General features: G+C 47.6%; 25 protein-coding genes. All 25 read left to right on the forward strand.

The annotated features are described in order from the left end of the window. Positions 1–6: 6 nt before the first annotated feature. Entirely contained in the window at positions 7–1140 is a 1134-nt protein-coding gene (locus HC229_RS06510; protein WP_191019661.1) for a WG repeat-containing protein, read from the forward strand. Between the two features lie 16 nt (positions 1141–1156). Then, the gene (gene fabG / locus HC229_RS06515) at positions 1157–1888 is read left to right on the forward strand and encodes a 3-oxoacyl-ACP reductase FabG (RefSeq protein ID WP_191019662.1); all 732 of its coding nucleotides are present in this window, start codon (positions 1157–1159) and stop codon (positions 1886–1888) included. Between the two features lie 21 nt (positions 1889–1909). After that, positions 1910–3145: a beta-ketoacyl-[acyl-carrier-protein] synthase family protein gene (locus HC229_RS06520; RefSeq protein WP_191019663.1), complete on the forward strand. Its 1236-nt coding sequence runs from the start codon at positions 1910–1912 to the stop codon at positions 3143–3145. Beyond that, positions 3138–3392, forward strand: coding sequence for an acyl carrier protein (locus tag HC229_RS06525; protein ID WP_191019664.1), 255 nt, complete (start codon positions 3138–3140; stop codon positions 3390–3392). Before HC229_RS06520 ends, HC229_RS06525 begins: the two co-directional genes overlap by 8 nt. Next, the gene (locus HC229_RS06530; protein ID WP_191019665.1) at positions 3392–4273 is read left to right on the forward strand and encodes an LpxL/LpxP family acyltransferase; all 882 of its coding nucleotides are present in this window, start codon (positions 3392–3394) and stop codon (positions 4271–4273) included. Before HC229_RS06525 ends, HC229_RS06530 begins: the two co-directional genes overlap by 1 nt. A gap of 281 nt (positions 4274–4554) precedes the next feature. After that, a complete protein-coding gene (locus HC229_RS06535) occupies positions 4555–5472 on the forward strand; it encodes a dialkylrecorsinol condensing enzyme DarA (protein WP_191019666.1) in 918 nt (305 codons plus the stop codon). Positions 5473–5474: 2 nt separating this feature from the next. Then, positions 5475–6608: a beta-ketoacyl-ACP synthase III gene (locus tag HC229_RS06540; protein WP_191019667.1), complete on the forward strand. Its 1134-nt coding sequence runs from the start codon at positions 5475–5477 to the stop codon at positions 6606–6608. Next, positions 6608–7033, forward strand: a complete 426-nt coding sequence (locus HC229_RS06545) for a hypothetical protein (protein ID WP_191019668.1) — start codon at positions 6608–6610, stop codon at positions 7031–7033. The genes HC229_RS06540 and HC229_RS06545 overlap by 1 nt, the downstream gene beginning before the upstream one ends. Further along, positions 7033–7512, forward strand: a complete 480-nt coding sequence (locus HC229_RS06550; RefSeq protein ID WP_191019669.1) for an ABC transporter permease — start codon at positions 7033–7035, stop codon at positions 7510–7512. Before HC229_RS06545 ends, HC229_RS06550 begins: the two co-directional genes overlap by 1 nt. A gap of 724 nt (positions 7513–8236) precedes the next feature. Next, complete coding sequence (locus HC229_RS06555; protein ID WP_191019670.1) at positions 8237–8641, forward strand: hypothetical protein; 405 nt, start codon at positions 8237–8239, stop codon at positions 8639–8641. Then, positions 8641–9639, forward strand: coding sequence for a BtrH N-terminal domain-containing protein (locus tag HC229_RS06560; protein ID WP_191019671.1), 999 nt, complete (start codon positions 8641–8643; stop codon positions 9637–9639). Before HC229_RS06555 ends, HC229_RS06560 begins: the two co-directional genes overlap by 1 nt. Before the next feature lies 1 nt (position 9640). Beyond that, positions 9641–10390 (forward strand): ABC transporter ATP-binding protein, encoded by a 750-nt coding sequence (locus HC229_RS06565; protein WP_191019672.1) that lies wholly within the window; start codon positions 9641–9643, stop codon positions 10388–10390. Between the two features lie 7 nt (positions 10391–10397). Continuing rightward, complete coding sequence (locus HC229_RS06570) at positions 10398–11666, forward strand: ABC transporter permease (protein ID WP_191019673.1); 1269 nt, start codon at positions 10398–10400, stop codon at positions 11664–11666. Beyond that, a complete protein-coding gene (locus tag HC229_RS06575) occupies positions 11641–12087 on the forward strand; it encodes an acyl-CoA thioesterase (protein WP_191019674.1) in 447 nt (148 codons plus the stop codon). The genes HC229_RS06570 and HC229_RS06575 overlap by 26 nt, the downstream gene beginning before the upstream one ends. Next, the gene (locus tag HC229_RS06580; RefSeq protein ID WP_191019906.1) at positions 12087–13226 is read left to right on the forward strand and encodes a beta-ketoacyl synthase N-terminal-like domain-containing protein; all 1140 of its coding nucleotides are present in this window, start codon (positions 12087–12089) and stop codon (positions 13224–13226) included. The genes HC229_RS06575 and HC229_RS06580 overlap by 1 nt, the downstream gene beginning before the upstream one ends. A 69-nt stretch (positions 13227–13295) precedes the next feature. Continuing rightward, on the forward strand, positions 13296–13898 hold the full coding sequence (locus HC229_RS06585) for a 3-oxoacyl-ACP synthase (RefSeq protein WP_191019675.1): 603 nt from the start codon (positions 13296–13298) through the stop codon (positions 13896–13898). A gap of 1 nt (position 13899) precedes the next feature. After that, positions 13900–14157 (forward strand): phosphopantetheine-binding protein, encoded by a 258-nt coding sequence (locus HC229_RS06590; RefSeq protein ID WP_176006219.1) that lies wholly within the window; start codon positions 13900–13902, stop codon positions 14155–14157. A 91-nt stretch (positions 14158–14248) separates the two neighbouring features. Continuing rightward, positions 14249–15448, forward strand: a complete 1200-nt coding sequence (locus HC229_RS06595; RefSeq protein WP_191019676.1) for a beta-ketoacyl-[acyl-carrier-protein] synthase family protein — start codon at positions 14249–14251, stop codon at positions 15446–15448. Continuing rightward, the gene (locus HC229_RS06600; protein ID WP_191019677.1) at positions 15448–16503 is read left to right on the forward strand and encodes a beta-ketoacyl synthase N-terminal-like domain-containing protein; all 1056 of its coding nucleotides are present in this window, start codon (positions 15448–15450) and stop codon (positions 16501–16503) included. Before HC229_RS06595 ends, HC229_RS06600 begins: the two co-directional genes overlap by 1 nt. A gap of 92 nt (positions 16504–16595) precedes the next feature. Then, entirely contained in the window at positions 16596–17336 is a 741-nt protein-coding gene (locus tag HC229_RS06605) for a polysaccharide deacetylase family protein (RefSeq protein ID WP_223845545.1), read from the forward strand. Then, on the forward strand, positions 17323–17946 hold the full coding sequence (locus HC229_RS06610; RefSeq protein ID WP_191019679.1) for a LolA family protein: 624 nt from the start codon (positions 17323–17325) through the stop codon (positions 17944–17946). Before HC229_RS06605 ends, HC229_RS06610 begins: the two co-directional genes overlap by 14 nt. Further along, positions 17912–18523: a hypothetical protein gene (locus HC229_RS06615; RefSeq protein ID WP_191019680.1), complete on the forward strand. Its 612-nt coding sequence runs from the start codon at positions 17912–17914 to the stop codon at positions 18521–18523. The genes HC229_RS06610 and HC229_RS06615 overlap by 35 nt, the downstream gene beginning before the upstream one ends. A gap of 33 nt (positions 18524–18556) precedes the next feature. After that, complete coding sequence (locus HC229_RS06620; protein ID WP_191019681.1) at positions 18557–19165, forward strand: porin family protein; 609 nt, start codon at positions 18557–18559, stop codon at positions 19163–19165. A gap of 84 nt (positions 19166–19249) precedes the next feature. Then, entirely contained in the window at positions 19250–19843 is a 594-nt protein-coding gene (locus HC229_RS06625; protein ID WP_191019682.1) for a porin family protein, read from the forward strand. A gap of 85 nt (positions 19844–19928) precedes the next feature. Next, complete coding sequence (locus HC229_RS06630; protein WP_191019683.1) at positions 19929–20300, forward strand: 3-hydroxyacyl-ACP dehydratase FabZ family protein; 372 nt, start codon at positions 19929–19931, stop codon at positions 20298–20300.

Genomic DNA, 20300 nt, shown 5'->3' on the forward strand with positions numbered 1-20300 from the left:
AGCAATATGAAAAAACTGTATTTTTTATTGGTACTGGCGATTAGTATCGCAAACGCACAGGAGTTAGCATTGGTGCGCAAGGACGGCAAATTCGGATACCTTTCGAAGACCGGAACCATCGCAATCGAGCCTAAATTCAAGAAAGCAAAAAGTTTTTCTGACGGATTGGCTATAGCCGAAGAAGGCGGAAAGTGGGGCTATCTCGACAAAAAAGGGCAATGGGCCATCAAGCCGATCTACGATGACGCGAACGACTTCAACAGCGGCTATGCGATCGTAACGCTCAAGCAAGGCAAGGAAAAGAAAATCACGTACATCAACAAGAAAGGGGAAGAAGTCAAGTCTCCTGACAGCGATAAACTTTTCGACTTCAACGACGGAATCGCCATGATCAAAAAAGGCGACCGCGTCGGATTCATCAACGCCCAGCTCAAAGTAGTCGTCGAGCCGAAATACCAGATCATCAAAGAATTTCAAGGCAATTATGCGCGTGTAAAGAACAACGAGCATTGGGGAATCGTAGAAAAGTCAGGTAAGGTGGTCGTAGAAACGTCCTATGACGACATAGGCGATTTCAGCAAAGGGACGGCTTGGGCCAAAAGAGGTTCGGCTTTAGGACTTGTAACGAACGGAAAATTCACGGCGATCGACGGCGCCCAGAAAATTTGGGACTTTGGAGATTCCGACCTCACATATGCCAAGAAAAACGATAAAATAGGTTTTATCGACCGCTCGGGGAAATGGGTGATCGAGCCCAAATTCGACAAAGCAAAAGGGTTCTCGAAAGGCCTTGCGCCGGTAAACGTCGGCAAACAATGGGGATTCATTGACGCCAAAGGAAAATTCGTCGTCGACGCGAAATACAACGATGCCGATGTTTTCAGCGCCGACGGACTCGCTCCGGTAAAAGAAAAAGAATGGGGATTCGTCAACACGAGCGGCAAACTTGTGATCCCGACCGAATACGGCATTCCAATCGGCGGGCTGACGGCACTGATTTCTGCGGCTAAAGGAGAAGAGACGGGATTCGTCAACGGCCTCGTCAAGGTTAAAAAGGACAAAACATGGGGATTCCTCAAGACCGACGGATCGGTTTTGGGCAACCAATGGTTCGAAAACGTCGAACATTTCAGCAACTGACAAAAACAATATAGGAATGAAGTGTGCTTTAGTCACAGGTGGTTCCCGCGGCATCGGTCGCGCGATTTGTCTCAAACTCGCATCCGAGACCGAATATCACATTTTGATCACGTATCAGTCGAACCAGGCTGCCGCCGACGAAACGCTTGAAGAAGTGAAGAAACTCGGCCGGACGGCAGAACTCCTCAAATTCGACGTTTCCGACTCGGACGATGCGAAAACGGTGCTCAGCCAATGGCAGGAAGCCAACCCGGAAGCTACCGTAGAAGTCATCGTGAACAATGCCGGCATCACACGTGACGGTTTGTTTATGTGGATGTCGCATGAAGATTGGAGCAAGGTCATCAATACAAGTCTCAACGGCTTTTACAACGTCACCAACTTTTTCATCCAAAAGATGTTGCGCAACAAATACGGACGCATCATCAACATGGTGTCGGTTTCGGGTGTGAAAGGAACGCCGGGACAAACGAATTATTCCGCAGCGAAAGGCGCTTTGGTCGGAGCCACAAAAGCCTTGGCCCAGGAAGTTGCAAAACGCAATATTACCGTGAACGCGGTTGCGCCAGGTTTTGTTCGTTCGGATATGACCGCCGATCTCGACGAAAAAGAACTTATCAAAATGATTCCGGCCAACCGTTTTGGGGAAGCTGAAGAAATCGCAGACCTCGTCGGATTCCTCGCTTCCAAAAAAGCAGGCTATATCACGGGAGAAATCATCAACATAAATGGAGGCATCTATTCATAAAATTACACCGAAAGCGCGATAATGGGAAGGAGAGTTGTAATTACCGGAATGGGTATCTGGAGCTGCATCGGCACGTCTCTCGATGAGGTGACCGAGTCGCTTCGCCAGGGAAAGTCAGGCATTCGCTATGACGATGAACGCAAGGAATTCGGATTCCGGTCGGCTTTGACGGGCGTTGTCCCGAAACCGGATCTCAAGGAACTCTTGAACAGGCGCCAGCGTATCAGCGTAGGCGAAGAAACCGAATATGCCTATATGGCGACGATAGAGGCTTTAAAAAACGCCAAGATCGACGAGCAGTTTTTCCACGATCGCGAAGTGGGCATCCTTTACGGAAACGATTCGGTTTCCCGAGGCATCATTGAAGCGACGGATATCATACGCGACAAAAAAGACACGGCGCTCATCGGATCCGGAGCGATCTTCAAATCGATGAATTCCACCGTGACGATGAACCTCGCTACGATTTTTCAGTTGAAAGGCGTCAATATGACCATTTCGGCGGCTTGCGCAAGCGGTTCGCATTCGATCGGGCTTGGTTACTACCTGATCAAATCCGGAATGCAGGAGGTTATCATCTGCGGCGGCGCGCAGGAAATCAATAAATATGCAATGAGTTCGTTCGACGGACTTGGCGTCTTCTCACCGCGGGAAGGCGATCCGACGAAAGCTTCGCGCCCGTTCGATTCGAGCCGCGACGGATTGGTGCCAAGTGGAGGCGGCGCAACGCTTATACTCGAAAGTTACGAATCGGCTATCGCCAGGGGAGCGGACATAATCGCCGAAGTCATCGGATACGGATTTTCATCGAACGGCGGCCATATTTCGACACCAAACGTAGACGGCCCGTCGATCGCGATGAAAAAAGCACTGGCAGAGGCAGACGTCGATGCATCCGAAGTCGATTATATCAATGCCCACGCGACTTCGACACCCGTCGGTGACGCAAACGAAGCCAAAGCCATCTTCGAGGTTTTCGGACCTGACGGACCGCCGGTGAGTTCCACAAAATCCATGACCGGGCACGAATGCTGGATGGCAGGGGCAAGTGAAGTCATCTACTCCATCCTGATGATGAACAATTCGTTCGTGGCGCCCAACATCAACCTCGAAAACCCAGATGACGACTCATCCAAATTAAATATCGCGCGTACTGCGTTGGATAAGGAAATTAATATATTTTTGTCGAATTCTTTCGGATTCGGAGGAACCAACTCGGCTTTGGTCGTGAAAAAGTATAGAAAAGAAAATGAATAAAGCAGAGATTATCAACAAGATGAACGAGTTCATGTCTGATGAATTCGAGGTAGATGTAGAGGATATCCAGCCTGATGCGATCCTAAAAGACACTTTGGGGCTCGATAGTTTGGATTATGTTGATCTGGTAGTTTCGATCGAAGCCAACTTCGGCGTCAAGCTTGTGGAATCTGATTTTGTCGGAATCTCGACATTTCAGACATTTTACGATCTTATTGAACGAAAACTGATAGCCAAGCACGCGTAATGGCGCAATGGGAAGGCAAGTCCAAAGGGACGGTTCTCGGATATAGGATTTTCGTTTTCCTGATCAGGAAGCTGGGCGTCCGCTCGGCTTATTTTGTGTTGTATTTTGTCGCCGCTTATTACTTCCTTACCCAAAAGCGGAGCAATCGCGACATGTCGTATTATTTCCACAACCGATTGGGTTATTCGAAATCCAAGACCAGGCGCGCGCTTTACAACAGTTATTTTACCTTCGGGCAAACGATTATCGACAAAGTCGCCATTTCTGCGGGACTGCGTAAAAAGTTCACTTACGAATTCGATGGGATCGAGTTGCTTTTCGGACTATTGGAACAGAAAAAAGGAGGCGTTTTGATCAGCGCCCATATCGGTAATTTTGAGATTGCAGAGCATTTTTTGGCCGAGGTCAATTCCGATTTCCAGATCAATCTCGTCACAACCGATCTCGAACATTCCGCGATTCGTGAGTATCTCGAAAGCGTCACGTCCAAATCCAACATCGGATTCATCATTATCCGCGAAGATCTTTCCCATATTTTTGAGATCAACGCCGCATTGGCGCGAAACGAACTCGTTTGTTTTACGGGCGACCGCTATTTTCCGAGCACGAAGTTCTTTACCGAAGAACTGCTTGGAGAAGAGGCCAATTTCCCTGCAGGACCGTTTCTCATCGCGTCCCGCCTCAAAGTTCCGGTTGCATTCGTCTATGTGATGAAAGAGCCCAATTTGCACTATCACCTTTACACGCGCTTGGCAGATGTCAAACATCGGGACGAAAAAGGATTGCTGAAAGCCTATACGACAAGTGTGGAAGCCATGGTTCGGAAATACCCGCTCCAGTGGTTCAACTTTTTCCAGTTTTGGGACAAGTCGGAGAATTAGGGCACAGTTTGCAACTGATGAAGTCCGTTTCCTAGGTCGCATTGGCACAAACATAACAGATTTTTGAAAATCTGTTATGTTTACGAACGTAACGTTTTTTCACCACTTTCCGCGACAGAAAAACTGTACTTTTTGTTAAAAGTTTATCTGATTGAGTCGTAAATGCCGCTCCTCGAATTGACAGAGATTGTCGCCTAACTTTTTGTCACTCTTGCAAATAAGAGCAACCTTGGGGATTTCTGCGAAAATTCACTTACATTTGCGCGCGAAAACAAACAGGGATGAAAAACGTTCTGGTCATTTATTATACCCAATCAGGACAGTTGGCCGAGATTGCCCAAAACGTCGCCAAGCCGTTTCTGGACAGTGAACGATATCACGTCGATTTCCATGAGGTAAAACCGGTGACGCCGTTTCCGTTCCCGTGGGACAGCGACCAGTTTTTTGGCGTTTTCCCTGAATCGTTCGCTCAGGAACCGATCACGCTTCAGCCCGTTCCCACTGAGTTTCTCGAAAGGAATTACGACCTGATCCTGTTTCATTATCAAGTTTGGTATTTGTCGCCTTCGATCCCGATGAATTCGTTTCTCAAAAGCGACGACGGCAAATCGATCCTCAAAGGAAAACCCGTGGTAACCGTGAGCGGATCGCGCAATATGTGGGTCATGGCTCAGGAAAAAGTTAAAGTGCTTTTGGATGAGGCCGGTGCGAATCTCGTCGGCAATGTCGCCTTGGTGGACCGCGTCGGGAATCTCATCAGCGTCCTGACGATAGTCGAATGGATGTTTTCAGGAAAAAAAGCTAAGAAGTGGGGCATTCTTCCGCTTCCTGGCGTTTCCGAAGCAGACATTCTGGATTCCTCTAAATTCGGACGTCTTGTCAAAGGACATCTTGAATCAGGGGATTTGCAAAACCTGCAGCCGGAATTGGTCGAAAACGATGCCGTGCGCATCAGTCCGTATCTGGTGTTGGTCGACCGCACAGGCAATAAAATCTTTAATAAGTGGTCGAAATTTATCAAATCGCGAAAATCGGGGCGCAAAACATGGCTCAAAGTATTTTATGTTTATTTATTCCTCGCGATTTGGGTTATATCACCGATTGTGTATATCTTGCACCTTTTAACGTATCCGCTGAAAATCAATAAAATTAAGAGAGAAACCCTTTATTTTCAAGGGGTTCAGAGAGTTGAGACTTAACTATGTTTGAAGTATATATTACCAAAGCCGGTAAGTTCTTGCCGAATGATGCGATCCAGAATGACGACATGGAAAGCTATTTGGGGATGATCAATGAGACGGCATCGAAGGCACGTAGGCTGATTTTGAGGAATAACAAGATCACCACGCGTTACTATGCTTTGGATACAGACGGCAACAGCACCCACAACAACGCCGAGATGACCCGGAATGCCGTAGCCTCACTTTTCGACGCTACTTTTTCGGCAAACGACATGGAGTTGCTGTCTTGCGGAACGTCCACACCCGACAATTTTCTGCCGTCCCACGCAGCCATGGTCCACGGATTGCTCAAAAACCAATCGGTTGAGCTCAATTCGTCCACCGGTGTTTGCTGCGCGGGCATGAATTCGCTCAAATACGGCTTTCTTTCGGTAAAATCCGGAAACACGAAAAACGCGGTTTGTACCGGTTCCGAAAAGGTTTCGACCTGGATGCTTTCCGACAAATACGAACAGGAAGTCACCAATCTCAAAAGTCTTGAAGAACAGCCGATCATCGCGTTCAAAAAAGATTTTTTGCGTTGGATGTTATCTGACGGAGCCGGAGCTTTCCTGCTCGAAAACCAACCGAAAGGCGACCTCTCGCTCAGAATCGAATGGATGGACGCTTACTCGTATGCCCATGAACTCGAAGCGTGCATGTACGCGGGCGGCGACAAACAAGACGACGGATCGATCAAGCCTTGGAGCGAGTACGACCCGTCCGAATGGGGCAAACAATCGGTATTTTCGATCAAGCAAGACGTCAAGTTGCTCGATAAATATATTCTTGAAAAAGGTGCCGAGAGCATGGGCGACACGCTCAAAAAACACAATATTACGGTCGACGACCTCGATTATTTCCTTCCTCACGTTTCTTCACATTATTTCGTGGCAGGGCTCAAAACCGTTTTCGCCGAGAAAGGAATTTGCCCGTCAGACGACAAATGGTTCATGAACCTGCAACGCGTCGGAAACGTAGGATCGGCCTCGATCTATCTTGCGCTTGAGGAATTGATGAATTCCGGGAAGTTGCAAAAAGGACAGAAAATCCTCCTGTCGGTTCCGGAAAGCGGCCGGTTCTCTTTCGCTTACGCATACTTAACGGTCGTGTAATGGAAGTTTTGGCGCACAACCAGGCCGTTCAGGATCTGATTCCGCAGAAGTTCCCGTTTGTAATGGTCGACACGTTGTTTTCGTTTTCGGAAAGCGAGCTCATCTCAGGACTTCGGGTTTCCGATGACAATATTTTTACCGTCGACGGCGTCTTTCGCGAATCAGGATTAATCGAACACATGGCGCAATCTGTGGCGCTTCATACCGGATATCAATTTTTTCTGAAACAGGAAGCCGCGCCCACCGGTTATATCGGGTCGGTGAGTTCGCTGACTATTTCCGAATTGCCTGAAGTCGGAGATGAAATCGTCACGAAAGTCGCGATATTGCAGGAATTCGGAGGGATCACTATGGTAGAGATCGCTTCATCTGTCAACGGTTCCGAAATTGCAAAAGGTCAAATGAAAACCGTACTCGCATCCTGATGACAACCGCGATCGACATTGCGAAATACCTTCCGCATCGCGCGCCATTCCTAATGGTTGACGTGATTACGCATCTCGAGGAACGAGCCGTTGAAACGACATTTAAAATTCTCCCTGACAATATTTTTGTGAATCCGGACGGCTTTTTTATAGAGGCAGGCCTTGTCGAGAACGCTGCCCAAAACTGCGCCGCTATCGTCGCCAAAGGGTTTTTTGTAGATGAAGATCTGACCGACAAGCCCGACGCCCAAGTCATCGGATTCATCAGCGCTATCAAAACCCTTAAGATTTTCGAACTTCCGAAAGCGGGAGACGTGATCGTTACAAAATCTTCTTTGGTTTCCAACTTCGCTACCGACGATTACTGCCTTTGCACGATGCATTGCCGCACGTTTGTTGGCGAAACTCAGCTTTTGGATGGCGAAATCAATCTTTTCATACAACAGCAAGTTCCGGTCGCCATCGGTTCTCAGGATTGACGATCAGCCGTTTTCGCGTCCAGGTTTAATCTTGGCTCTATTTCGGTTACAACTACGAGTTTTCACGGCTGTTGGAACGTCACGCTATAAATACATCCAGATGTCAATGACCCAGGCCGCTTTTTTGAAAAGAGCGAACTCCCATCGAAAGCGGAGTTAGCACAAGCCATTCGTAAATTCGAATATGATTTTCAATTTTTGGATGAATTCGAAAGCATAGCTTCAGTCAATACGCCCCAATTCCGAAACGAGATCGAAAAGGAAAACAAATACCGCAACAAAAGCCAGGAAAAGCCGGTTCAACCACGCAATGACCAAAGCGATGGCTTTTGGGACAACATTAAAAAATTGTTCAGGTAAAACTCCATTTGGCGCCGCTAACCGCAATCGCGCTACTATTTATTGATCTCCAAGTTGCTTACACTAATTTGCAGCGCTGTTTTCGGGTCAGAACTTTAAGAATAAGTACAGATTTTCTGTAGCAAAATGTGCCTAAAAAACCGTACGTTCGCAGACCTAACAGGATTCGAAATACCTGTTAGGTCTACGGCCACAACTCCGAAACGGTCGTGATGCAGCCGTTTCCCACATCTCAAGTTCCATCCACAAACCCGCCGCAGGTTACCAATTACCACAAAATGGTTTGAATTTTCGATTTCGTAAAAAAGGTTCAAATTAGTTTTGGTACTTTTGGCGGCTAGGATTTATCCGAAATCGAGCTGATATGAAGAAAGAAGAAGTGCCTCAGGACGAAGGGAATCTCTCTAAAAACAACGTTCGCGAATTGCTTTACGCCACAGATGAACAAGGCAATTACACAACCGCCTTGAGCAAAGGCTGGGAACCGAAGTCGATTGCGCTTGCCAACGCGATGGACGACATTTCCGATCGCATGGAAGCGGCCAAAGCGGAGATAAGGGCCGGTAACGCAAGCCCTATTTTATATTTCATGGAAGCGGCCAAAATGGACATCGGTATCCTGGCGAGTTACGTCGGTATTTGGAAATGGCGCGTCAAACGCCACTTCAAGCCGTCGATTTTCGCAAAACTGTCAGATAACACACTCCAAAAATACGCCGATGCGTTCGACATCGGGATCGATCAACTCAAGAATTTCAAAGCCGAATAATGGAAGTAGGATTTACGCACCACCAAGCGGCCCATTGTGAGAATGGCGTCGCGTCCAATTTATTGAAGCACAACGGTTTTGAGATTTCAGAACCGATGATTTTTGGGATCGGATCCGGACTTTTCTTCGTCTACATCCCGTTTTTGAAGGTCAATCATGCACCTGCCATTTCCTATCGCCCCATGCCGGGCACGATTTTCAACAAAGCCGCGAAACGACTGGGATTCAAGGTCAAACGCATTAAATTCTCAAATCCGAAATCGGCTCAGCAAGCACTTGACGAAAACCTCAAAAACAATATTCCGACAGGGCTTCAGGTGGGCGTTTACGGTTTGACCTATTTTCCGGACGAATACCGCTTCCATTTCAACGCCCACAATTGCGTGGTTTACGGAAAGACTGAGACCGATTATCTCGTTTCCGATCCTGTAATGGAAAGCGTCACGACCTTGACTCATAAAGACTTGGAAAAAGTCCGTTTTGCCAAGGGAGCGTTTGCGCCGAAAGGGCAAATGTACTTTCCGACCTCGATCCCAAAACAGTCCGATCTGCCGAAAGCGATCATCAAAGGCATCAAGGAAACTTGCCGCGATATGCTTGCGCCCGTGCCGTTCGTCGGCGTCAAAGGGATACGCACCGTCGCCAAACTTGTCAGGAAATGGCCTGCGAAGTACGGTGTGAAGGTCGCCAACCATTATTTGGCGCAAATCGTCCGGATGCAGGAGGAAATCGGGACGGGCGGAGGCGGATTCCGTTATATATTCGCTGCGTTTCTACAGGAATCGTCGGCAATCCTGAACAAACCCGAACTAAAGGAATTGTCTCACGAAATGACGCAAATCGGCGATCGTTGGCGCGATTTTGCCGTAGAAGCTTCGCGCGTTTACAAAAATCGTTCGTCGAAATCAGATGTTTACAATTTGTTGGCAGACGAAATGGTAAAAATTGCCGATCTTGAAGAAGCTTTCTTCAAAAAACTAAAAAAAGCCATCGCCTGATTTGGACGCCATCATTGACATACACGACATTGCAAAAAAGTACAAAGGAGCCGAACATTTTTCGGTTAAACCCTTGTCTTTACAGATATACAAAGGTGAAGTCTTCGGCTTGCTTGGTCCAAACGGAGCCGGGAAAACCACGTTGATTTCGATGCTTTGCGGTTTGCTCGAACCCACATCGGGAGACTTCGCGATCGACGGAAAAACATACGAAGCGGACGAACACGAGCTCAAAAAAATCATTGGCGTCGTCCCTCAGGAATACGCATTGTACCCGACCTTATCCGCCAAGGAAAATCTCAACTATTTCGGGTCGATGTACGGACTCAAAGGTTCGGAATTCAAAGATAAGATCGCCTACAATCTCGAAAGGCTCGGCTTGACGAAATTCGCAAAAAAGAGGATCGACACTTATTCCGGAGGCATGAAACGCCGCATCAACCTGATCGCAGGCATCATGCACGAGCCGAAAGTGTTGTTTCTCGACGAACCGACCGTTGGCGTCGACGTCCATTCCAAGAACGTGATCATGGAATACCTGACGGAAATCAACCAACGCGGCACGACGATCATTTACACGTCCCACCATATGACCGAAGCCCAGGATTTTTGCACGAGGATCGCCATTATCGACCGAGGCGTGATTTACGCACAGGGAACGCCTTCAGAACTGATTTCGTCTACTCCTGATGCGCGCAATCTCGAAGATGTCTTCCTTTCGCTAACCGGAAAAGCGTTGCGCGATGCATAAACTCCGGATGTCCATACAAAAGGAATTGCTGTTGTTGCGCCGCGACATCGGGGGCGTGATCATTTTGTTCGCGATGCCTTTGGTTCTGATTATAGCTGTTACGCTGATACAACAATCGGCATATGAGCGATCTGGCGATTCCCAGCTTCCGATTTTGATCGTCGACAACGACAAGGGCAGCGTATCCGAATCGATTTTTGCCAACATGAAGTCGGCCAAGGCGTTTGACCTCATTACCGATTTGGACGGATCGAAACTCACCGAGGAATCGGCCAAAAACGCGGTGTTCAGCGGGCGTTATCAACTCGCGATCGTGCTTCCGAAAGATCTGAGTTCCGACCTTCAGATCAAAATCGACCAAAACGTAGAAAAACTGCTCACGAGTTTCGGCATGGAAGATTCGATAAAAGTCAAACCGCCGACCCGAAAAATCACGCAAAAAGATGTAAAGCTGTATTTCGATCCGGCCGTCCAGATGAGTTTCAAGAACGCCGTGATGAACAACATCGACAAAATGATTTCCCAAATCGAGAGCAAGTCGATCTACGACGCGTTCAGCGAACAGTTGGGAACAGATGAAACCCAATCGTTCGACCAGGAGAGTTTTATAGCGTTCAAGGAAATCAACCCTACATTCGGAAACAAAGAAGTCAAGCCCAATGCGGTTCAGCACAACGTTCCTGCGTGGACGCTTTTCGCGATGTTTTTTATCGTAATCCCGCTTTCGATCAATATGGTCAAGGAGAAAAGCCAGGGCACATTCATCAGGTTGCGAACCAATCCGGTTTCGAGTGCGGTTGTGATTGGAGGGAAAACGCTGACGTACCTGATCATCTGCATGATCCAATTTTATATGATGATCGCCGTCGGAATATGGGTTTTCCCGCTTTTGGGATTGCCCGCGCTCAACGTAGACGCCAATCTTTTCATGTTGACGATCGTCGCCCTTTTCTCAGGATTAGCCGCGACCGGTTACGGGATTTTGGTGGGAACGATCGCGAAAACGCAAGAGCAGTCGGCTCCGTTCGGGGCAACTTCCGTCATTGTTTTAGCGGCGCTCGGAGGCGTATGGGTTCCGGTTTTCGCCATGCCGAAGTTCATGCAGATCGTCGCCCAGTGTTCGCCCATGAATTGGGGACTCAACGCGTTTTACGATGTTTTTTTGCGGAACGCGTCCATTGCCGATATTTCTACCGACATTGCGCTGTTATTCGCCTTTTTCATAGCCACGACCACTATCGCCTTGTTGTATGACAAAAAGAAAAGAACCGTATAAACTGATCCCGGAACTTACCACGGAATTCGAGACGCGCGTCCGCTTCAACGAGTGCGATCCGCTCGGCATCGTGTGGCACGGGCATTACATCAAATATTTCGAGGACGGGCGCGAAGCTTTCGGCAGACGTCACGGCGTTTCCTACCTCGATGTCGCGGCAAGCGGCTATTCGACACCTATCGTAAAGTCCCAGTGCGAGCACAAACTGTCGTTGCGATACGGCGACGTGGCGACCGTCAAAACCGAATTTTACGACACGCCGGCTGCGAAGATCATCTTTAAATTCACGATTTTCGACACGAACGGAGACGTGGCCTGCACAGGAGAAACCACTCAGGTTTTCCTTGACGAAAAAGGCGAGCTCCAACTTACGAACCCGCCATTTTGGGCCGAATGGAAACAACGAATGGGATTGGTGTGATGAAGAAGGACGTTTACATATCGGGCATGAATTGCATTACGCCTTTAGGTTTTTCGGTAGAGGAAAACTTCGATAACCTGATTGGCGGAATTTCGGGAATCAAGCGGCACGAAAATGAAATGGTGCCGAATGCCTATTTTTCGGCTATCGTTGAGGATGCGCGACTGAATGCGGAGTTTGCAAAGAAGTCGTCGTCAGGAAGCTATACGAAACTCGAAAAGATGATGATTTTGGCGCTTTGTCCGATCGTCGAAAAATCCAAATCCGATCTTGGCACGCGAACCGCATTTTTGCTCTCCACGACAAAAGGCAACATCACCGCTCTAGAATCCGGGAACATTCAAAAAGCCCAATTACATGATCTGGCACAAACCGTTGCGGATTTTTTCGGTTTCAAATCAGAACCGATTGTAGTGTCGAACGCCTGCGTGTCGGGTATTTTGGCGATCTCGGTCGCAAAACGCCTGATTCAGTCCGGTCTTTACGACCAAGCATTCGTCGTGGCCGGCGATTTGGTTTCCGAATTTGTGTTATCGGGATTCAATTCGTTCCAGGCGATGAGCGATGCGCCTTGTAAGCCGTATTCAAAAAATCGTACAGGCGTTACTTTGGGTGAAGCCGCGGCTGCCGTTTTGGTCACCTCGGATGCGTCTCACGCCAACGCCAGAATCCTGGGCGACGGGTCGATGAACGATGCCAATCACATTTCCGGCCCTTCCCGAACAGGAGAAGGCTTGGTTCTGAGCGTGGAATCAGCGTTGAAAGAGGCAAATCTCCCGGCGAATAAGATCGATTACATCTCGGCCCATGGCACGGCCACTCCGTTCAACGATGAAATGGAAGCCATCGCCTTCAACCGGTTGGGATTACAAGACAAGCCGCTTCACAGCCTGAAAGGGTTCTACGGGCATACGCTCGGCGCTTCGGGATTGCTGGAAACGGTGATCGGAATCGAAGCGTTGAAGCAGAATAAACTGATTGCCTCAGCGGGTTTCGATGAAATCGGCGTAAGCCAAAATGTGAACGTCATCCGTGAAAACGAAGACAGATTTTTGCGGTACTTTTTGAAGACAGCATCTGGTTTTGGCGGATGCAATACGGCTGTCGTTTTCGAGAAAGAAGGGAGTTTTGGGGAGTGATAATTAGCGAATTAGCGAATGAGGTAATTAGATGATGAGATAATTAGATAATGAGATAATTGAGGGGATTTGGAGGATACACTTTACATAAAATCATATGCTTCGATCGAAAACGGTAAAATTTCGGTTGACGGGAAAACCGTTTTTGAATCGTCTGTGGCGAATGTGTCGGACTTTTTGAAAGAAAGTGTGCGTCATTTTGGGATTCAGTATCCGAAATTTTTCAAGATGGACAATTTGAGCAAACTCGCATTTTTGGGATCCGAATTGGTACTGAAGGACAATCCGAATCCTGAAACGGCTCTATTGTTTGCCAACTCGTCCTCTTCTTTAGACACGGACGTCACCTATCAGGAATCGATTGCCGACAAGGGCAATTACTTCCCGAGCCCCGCGGTGTTTGTGTACACGTTGCCCAATATCTGCCTTGGCGAAATTAGCATACGCCACCAGTTGAAAACCGAGAATAGTTTCTTTATATTTGGCGCGTTTAATCCTGATTTTTTCATCGGATATGCTGAAAATCTGATAGAAACGGGCAAGGCGGCAAATGTGCTTTGCGGCTGGACGGAATTGTTTAAGGATGACTACAAGGCGTTCGTTTACCTGGTTTCATCCGAAGGAAAAAAAGCACACACAAAACAAAATATAGAATCACTTTATACGAATTGACATGGAAGCATTGAAACAAGAATTGAAAGAGAAGATTATCGCGGTTTTGAACCTTGAAGACGTGCAACCGTCGGACATTTCGAATACGGACGCCCTTTTTGGCGACGGTTTGGGCCTTGATTCGATCGACGCTCTGGAATTGATCGTTTTGTTGGACAAAGACTACGGAATCAAGCTCACGGATCCGAAAGAAGGCAAGAATATATTTCAATCGATCGATACGATGGCGGCTTATGTAGAGGCGAACCGGACGAAATAATTAGCGAATTAGCGAATTAGCGAATTTGTCAATTAGATAACTAATCAATTTGATAATTGGATAATGCCCTGCGTTGTCTGGAAATGTGCTGATGAATAGAGGAATTGCGATTACCGGAATGGGAATTATTTCTGCGATCGGAAACAACGTGGACGAGAATTTTCGCGCGTTGACGAATTCGGACAAAGGAATTTCCAGGACCGACAACATCGACACGATCCACAAGGATGAGATTATGTTCGGGGAAATCAAGAAGTCGAATGACGATTTGGCGTCCGAACTTGGATTGGCTGCCGATCATAATTTCACGAGAACGGCCTTGCTGGGCGCTTTCGCTGCGAGACAAGCGGTAGCGAATGCGGGGATTTCGAATATGTCCGAGTACAAAACCGGGCTGATAAATTCGACATCTGTTGGTGGAATGGACACGACAGAAAAGCATTATTACGAATATTTCGAGAATCCCGATACGATAAAATTCATTTCGGCCCATGACGGAGGCGACACTTCCCAAAAAATCGCGGAAATCATCGGTTTGGAAGGATTTGTCACGACAATCTCAACGGCTTGTTCGTCGGCTGCCAATGCGATCATGCTTGGCGCGCGAATGATTAAGGCCGGTAAACTCGACCGCGTCATTGTTGGCGGAACCGACGGATTGGCGAAATTCACGATCAACGGATTCAAGACGCTGATGATCCTGACCGACACATACAACACGCCTTTCGACAACGACAGAAAAGGCTTAAACCTTGGTGAAGCCGCTGCTTTCCTGGTTTTGGAATCAGACAAAATCGTGGAAAAGGAAGGTAAAAAAGTGCTTGCACGGATCACGGGTTACGCGAACGCGAACGACGCTTTCCACCAAACGGCTTCGTCTGAAAATGGGGAAGGCGCGTTTTTGGCGATGCAGAAAGCGTTCAAGGTTGCGAATCTCGATCCGACGCAAATCGACTACATCAACATGCACGGGACGGCGACTCCAAACAACGATTTGAGCGAAGGTCGGGCCGTAGCCCGTGTTTATGAAGGAAAAGACGTGCCGGATTTCTCGTCTACGAAAGCTTTTACGGGACATACGTTGGCGGCCGCAGCTGCGATCGAAGCGGTTTATTCCGTTTTGGCGATACAGAACGGCGTAGTTTATCCGAACCTGAACTTCACGACTAAAATGGCGGAATTCGATTTGGTTCCGCAAACTGAGCTAAAACACAAAAACATCGACCACGTTCTGTCTAATTCGTTCGGATTCGGCGGCAACTGCTCGACAGTAATATTTTCGAAGAACTGATGGCAAAAACCTATATCAACGGCATCGGATGTGTCTCGGCACAAGCCACGACAGCGGGATTTCCATCGGAATTCACAATTGACGAAAACGCGAATTTCCTCGAGCTCGTCAAACCCGATTACAAGGAGTATTTCTCTCCTATCGCTTCCCGCAGGATGGCCAAAGGCGTAAAGAACGGCATCGTCGCCTCTACTTTGGCGATGAGGGAATCCGGAGTCGAAAACCTCGACGCCATCATCACGGGAACGGGAATGGGCTGCATCGAAGATTCCGACAAGTTTCTCAAGGCGATCATCGACAACAACGAACAATTTTTGACGCCGACCTCGTTCATCCAATCGACACACAACACCGTGGCTTCGACGATCGCGATCAACTTGGGCTGCAAGGCATATAATTTTACGTATGTGAATGGAGCGGTTTCGTTCGAATCGGCTTTGGTTGACGCCAAGTTGCAATTCGATGCCGATGAAGTCTCAAACGTTCTCGTCGGCGGGATAGACGAAATGACCGAATACACAAAGTCGCTGTTCAAGCTCGCGGGTTTCATCAAGCCAGACGATTCCGGCCCTCACGATGTTTTAGGGTCGAAAACGAAAGCGACGATTTTCAGCGAAGGCGCAACGTTTTTTATGTTGTCGGACACAAAATCGGAATCGACATATGCCGAGTTGCTCGACATCGAGACGATCAATAAAGTCGGAGTTGACGCCGTCGCACACAAAGCGATCGAATTTTTACAAGCGAACAATCTGACGCAACACGACATAGACGCCGTTGTCCTTGGTTTTGACGGAGATGTGGAATTCGACGAATATTACAAGGAATTGGCGCGTGAATTTGCCTTTACGCCTCAAATTTTCTACAAGCACGTTTCGGGCGAATACAACACCGCTTCAGCCTTTGGATTATACGTTGGGGCGAACGTGTTGAAAAATCAGGAAGTTCCCCAGCAATTGAAGATCAATGCTGTCGAGAAGCCTTCGTATCACAAGATTTTATTGTACAATCAATATCGCGGCATCGACCATAGTTTTACGTTGATTTCGATTTAAGGGTTAAGTGCAAAGTTTAAGGTTTAAAGTTGTGAAATAACGAGCAATTATATACGATGCGGCATAAAATCGTCACACTATCTTTTACCGCAATGGCAATCACACTGGCTCTTTTGAGCCTTTTCGCGTCTTTGAGCTGGTGGTTTTTGGGATTCGCGATTTTGGTTTGGATGACCATCGTAGTAATCGGGTCGGCTTGGATCGGCAGCAATTATCACGTAAAAACGCATTGTTCGAACCTGTCCGAAAAGGAAAACAAGATTGCAATCACATTCGATGACGGGCCAAGCGAATTCACGCCAAAAGTGTTGGAATTGCTCGAAAGGTTCGGCGTAAAGGCGGCGTTTTTCTGCATCGGGAAGAACGTTGATGCGCATCCTGAAATCGTTCGTCAGATGTTTCAAAACGGTCATATCGTGGCCAACCACAGTTATCTTCACGGCAAAGATTTCGATTGGAAGAACTCCGGAGAAGTCCTGTCGGAACTGGCGAAAACCGATGAAGCAATCTCAAAAGTATGCGGCAGGAAACCGCGATTCTTCCGACCACCGTATGGCGTGACGAACCCGTCTATCGCAAAGGCGCTCCAGGTCACCAAACACGACGTCATCGGTTGGAACATTCGTTCGATGGATGGCTTCAGCAAAGATGAAAACGCTATTTATGAGCGGATTGTCCGACAGATAAAGCCAGGTGCGATTATTTTAATGCACGACACTTCTCAGGTTACCGTGAACGTTTTGGAACGGATATTGTTAACTTTGCGCGAGAAAAATTTTAAAATCGTTCCGATCGACGCGCTTCTCGGATTGACTGCTTATGAAGAAGATTAGTTTTTTACTGCTGTTTTTTATCGGATTCCAGACTTTTGCGCAACAAGCGATGTCAGCATCTGAAATTGCCGATTTCAAGAAGAAAGTGAATGCGGCCTCGGCCACGATCAAAACGATGACGACGGATTTCGTCCAATACAAACACATGGATTTTTTGGCGAAAGATGTTGAAACGTCCGGAAAAATGGCGTTCAAAGAGCCAAATTCCCTGGCCTGGCAGTATAAAAAACCGTACAATTACTCGATTGTGTTCAAATCGGGAAAAATCTTCATCAACGACGAGGGCAAAAAGAGCCAGATGGACGCCAAATCGAACAAGACGTTTTCCAAGATCAACAAACTGATCGTAGGAAGCGTTTCCGGCCAAATGTTCGACGATAAGGAATTCGCCATTTCGTATTACAAATCGGCTGGTTTCGACATCGCGCGTTTCGTCCCTAAAGACGCGTCACTCAAAAAATACATCAAGCAAGTCGAGTTGAGTTTCGACAAAAAAGAAGGAACGGTCGAACAGGTCCGCCTGCTCGAATCCGAAACCGACTACACCAAAATCGTCTTCAAAAACAAGATTCTCAATGCAAAAGTTGACGATTCCGCTTTTAGCAATTAGTTTTCTGCTTGCTGTCGGATGCGCCCCGAGGCCAAAACCGAGCGCGTTCCCTCAAACGGCAACGGTCGTGAATCCGTATTTTTCAGATAAATCCCAAGACTACACCTATCGCACCAAAATTGCGGTCTACGGACACGAACTCAACGGGATTTTGATTGCCAAAAAGATCTCTGATTCCGTTCATCGCGTCGTGCTGACGACCGATTTTGGGAATACGTTGCTCGATTTCGAAATCGGGCAGCAAAGTTTCCGGAAGAATGCGATCGTCGACGATCTCGATCGCAAAATCATCGTCAATACGTTGCGCGACGATTTCCGATTGCTTTTTCGGGAGACGTACGCAATTCCGGAGCTGGACGGGCACACCGGCGATTTAGAGGTTTTTGCTGTTGAAGGTCGCGACCATTACCAAATTTCGTTTTCTGGCAATAAACTGATTTCCATTTCAAAAGGAAGTCGAAAGAAAGAAAAGGTTTCTGTAGGATTTGTCAGCACAAACGATAAATTTGCCGATACGATCGAAATCCATCATCGCGATATAAAGCTGAACATCGAGATGCGTCATTTCGCGCCTTGATTTGCCAATGTCGAAAAACCAAACACAAAAGCCATGAAAAAGCTGCTTACACTGATCATCGCCTTGGGCTGCTCGATTGCGTATGCCCAACCTAAATTCACACCCGGACTTCGCGGAGGCGTGAACTTCTCCAAGATTTCCGATACCGACCTCGGCTTCAAGCCAGATTTTTACGCCGGCGTATTTACCGGTGTAAAGTTTAACAAATATTACACCTTGCAGCCTGAATTCGGTTATTCAAGACAAGGAGCGAAGGGCGATTTCGATTACCAGAGCGGGGGCCAAACCGTTTCGGAAGACATCGATATTTCGCTACAGTATTTTACGGTCGCCATCATCAACAAGATCACGTTCGTCGATCGCGTGTCGATTTTGGTCGGTCCTACGGTTGATTTTCTTGTGTACAACAGCGACAATGTCAGCGTCAACAATTATACTGATGTGGGCTTGACGTTAGGTCTTGGCTGTCGCCTCGTAGACGGGCTCGAATTGGAATTCCGCGTCAAAAAAGGATTCGTGAGCACGATCGACGACGATATCTTTACCGATTCGACAGCGTTTCTAGAATTCGACCAAACCTCGAACCTCGCGCTGCAGCTCGGGCTTTCTTATACGTTCAATTCCCGTCCCTCATCCAAATAACGTAATTCGGAATCGAGGTGCATTTCTGTAGCTTCGATTTTGAAACCCGGCGATTCCCGCAGGCAACATTTACATTTTGACACTATGAAAAAATTGTTCTTACTGCTCGCTCTGGCGTCAGTTTCCCTGGCAAATGCACAATCGAAAATTCGACCGATGGTGCGCGCCGGAATCAACACGTCGCGCCTGACGAATGCGGAAAGCGGCCGCCACCTCGATTTTTACGCGGGTGCAGGAATCACATTCAAGTTTTCGAAACGATACAACCTCCAGCCCGAAGTCAATTATTCGCGTCAGGGCGGAACGCTTTTGGCCTACGAAAGTTTCGACCCGAATCTGGGCGCCGAAAAATACGACGTCGAGGCGAAGTACGTAGGAATAGCAGTCACCAATAAAATTTTCATCTATCAGGGATTGCACGTTCTGGCGGGCCCTGCCATCGATTTTAAAGTCGGTGACAACCACGATAGTGTCGAAGGTTTCGATTTTGGACTTTATGGCGGAATCGGATATACGCTTCCATTCGGAATGTCTGTCGAGGCGCGCATCAAGCAAGGCCTTGTGGACATTTTCGGAAGCAACGTCAGCACGGGCGGGTACGAAGAAGATTACAACGATGACGTGAGCGAAATCCGACTCAACCAGGTGATCTCCGTTGGCGTTTCGTATAACTTCTAAAGCATCGGAAGCGGGTTCGTTTGCTTGCTTGACGAATAAACGTACTTTTGTGACCGATTTAAATCCAGCTTTTTTAAACGACGATATGCTTTTAAAAGATTTTTACACCCTAATTTCAAAAGACGAGGTTTCCGATGGCAATCACGCCGTCGCTATCCGAGTCAATGCGCAACACGAGGTCTTTAAGGGACACTTCCCCGGAAATCCCGTGATGCCCGGCGTATGCATGATGCAGATCATCAAGGAACTGACCGAGGAAATCATCGGCCAAAGCCTGTTTATGCAAAGTCTTTCGAACGTCAAGTTCATGGCGCTCATCAATCCGGACGTGACGCCCGATTTGCGGTTGGAGTTAAATATTTCACAATCGGAGGAAGGTCTTGTAAAAGTCAAGAATACGACGTACTTTAATGATACGGTGGCACTTAAGCTTTCCAGTACTTATAAAAAAGTCTGA

Source organism: Flavobacterium selenitireducens, assembly GCF_014748335.1.
In the GTDB taxonomy this organism is placed as follows: Bacteria; Bacteroidota; Bacteroidia; order Flavobacteriales; family Flavobacteriaceae; genus Flavobacterium; species Flavobacterium selenitireducens.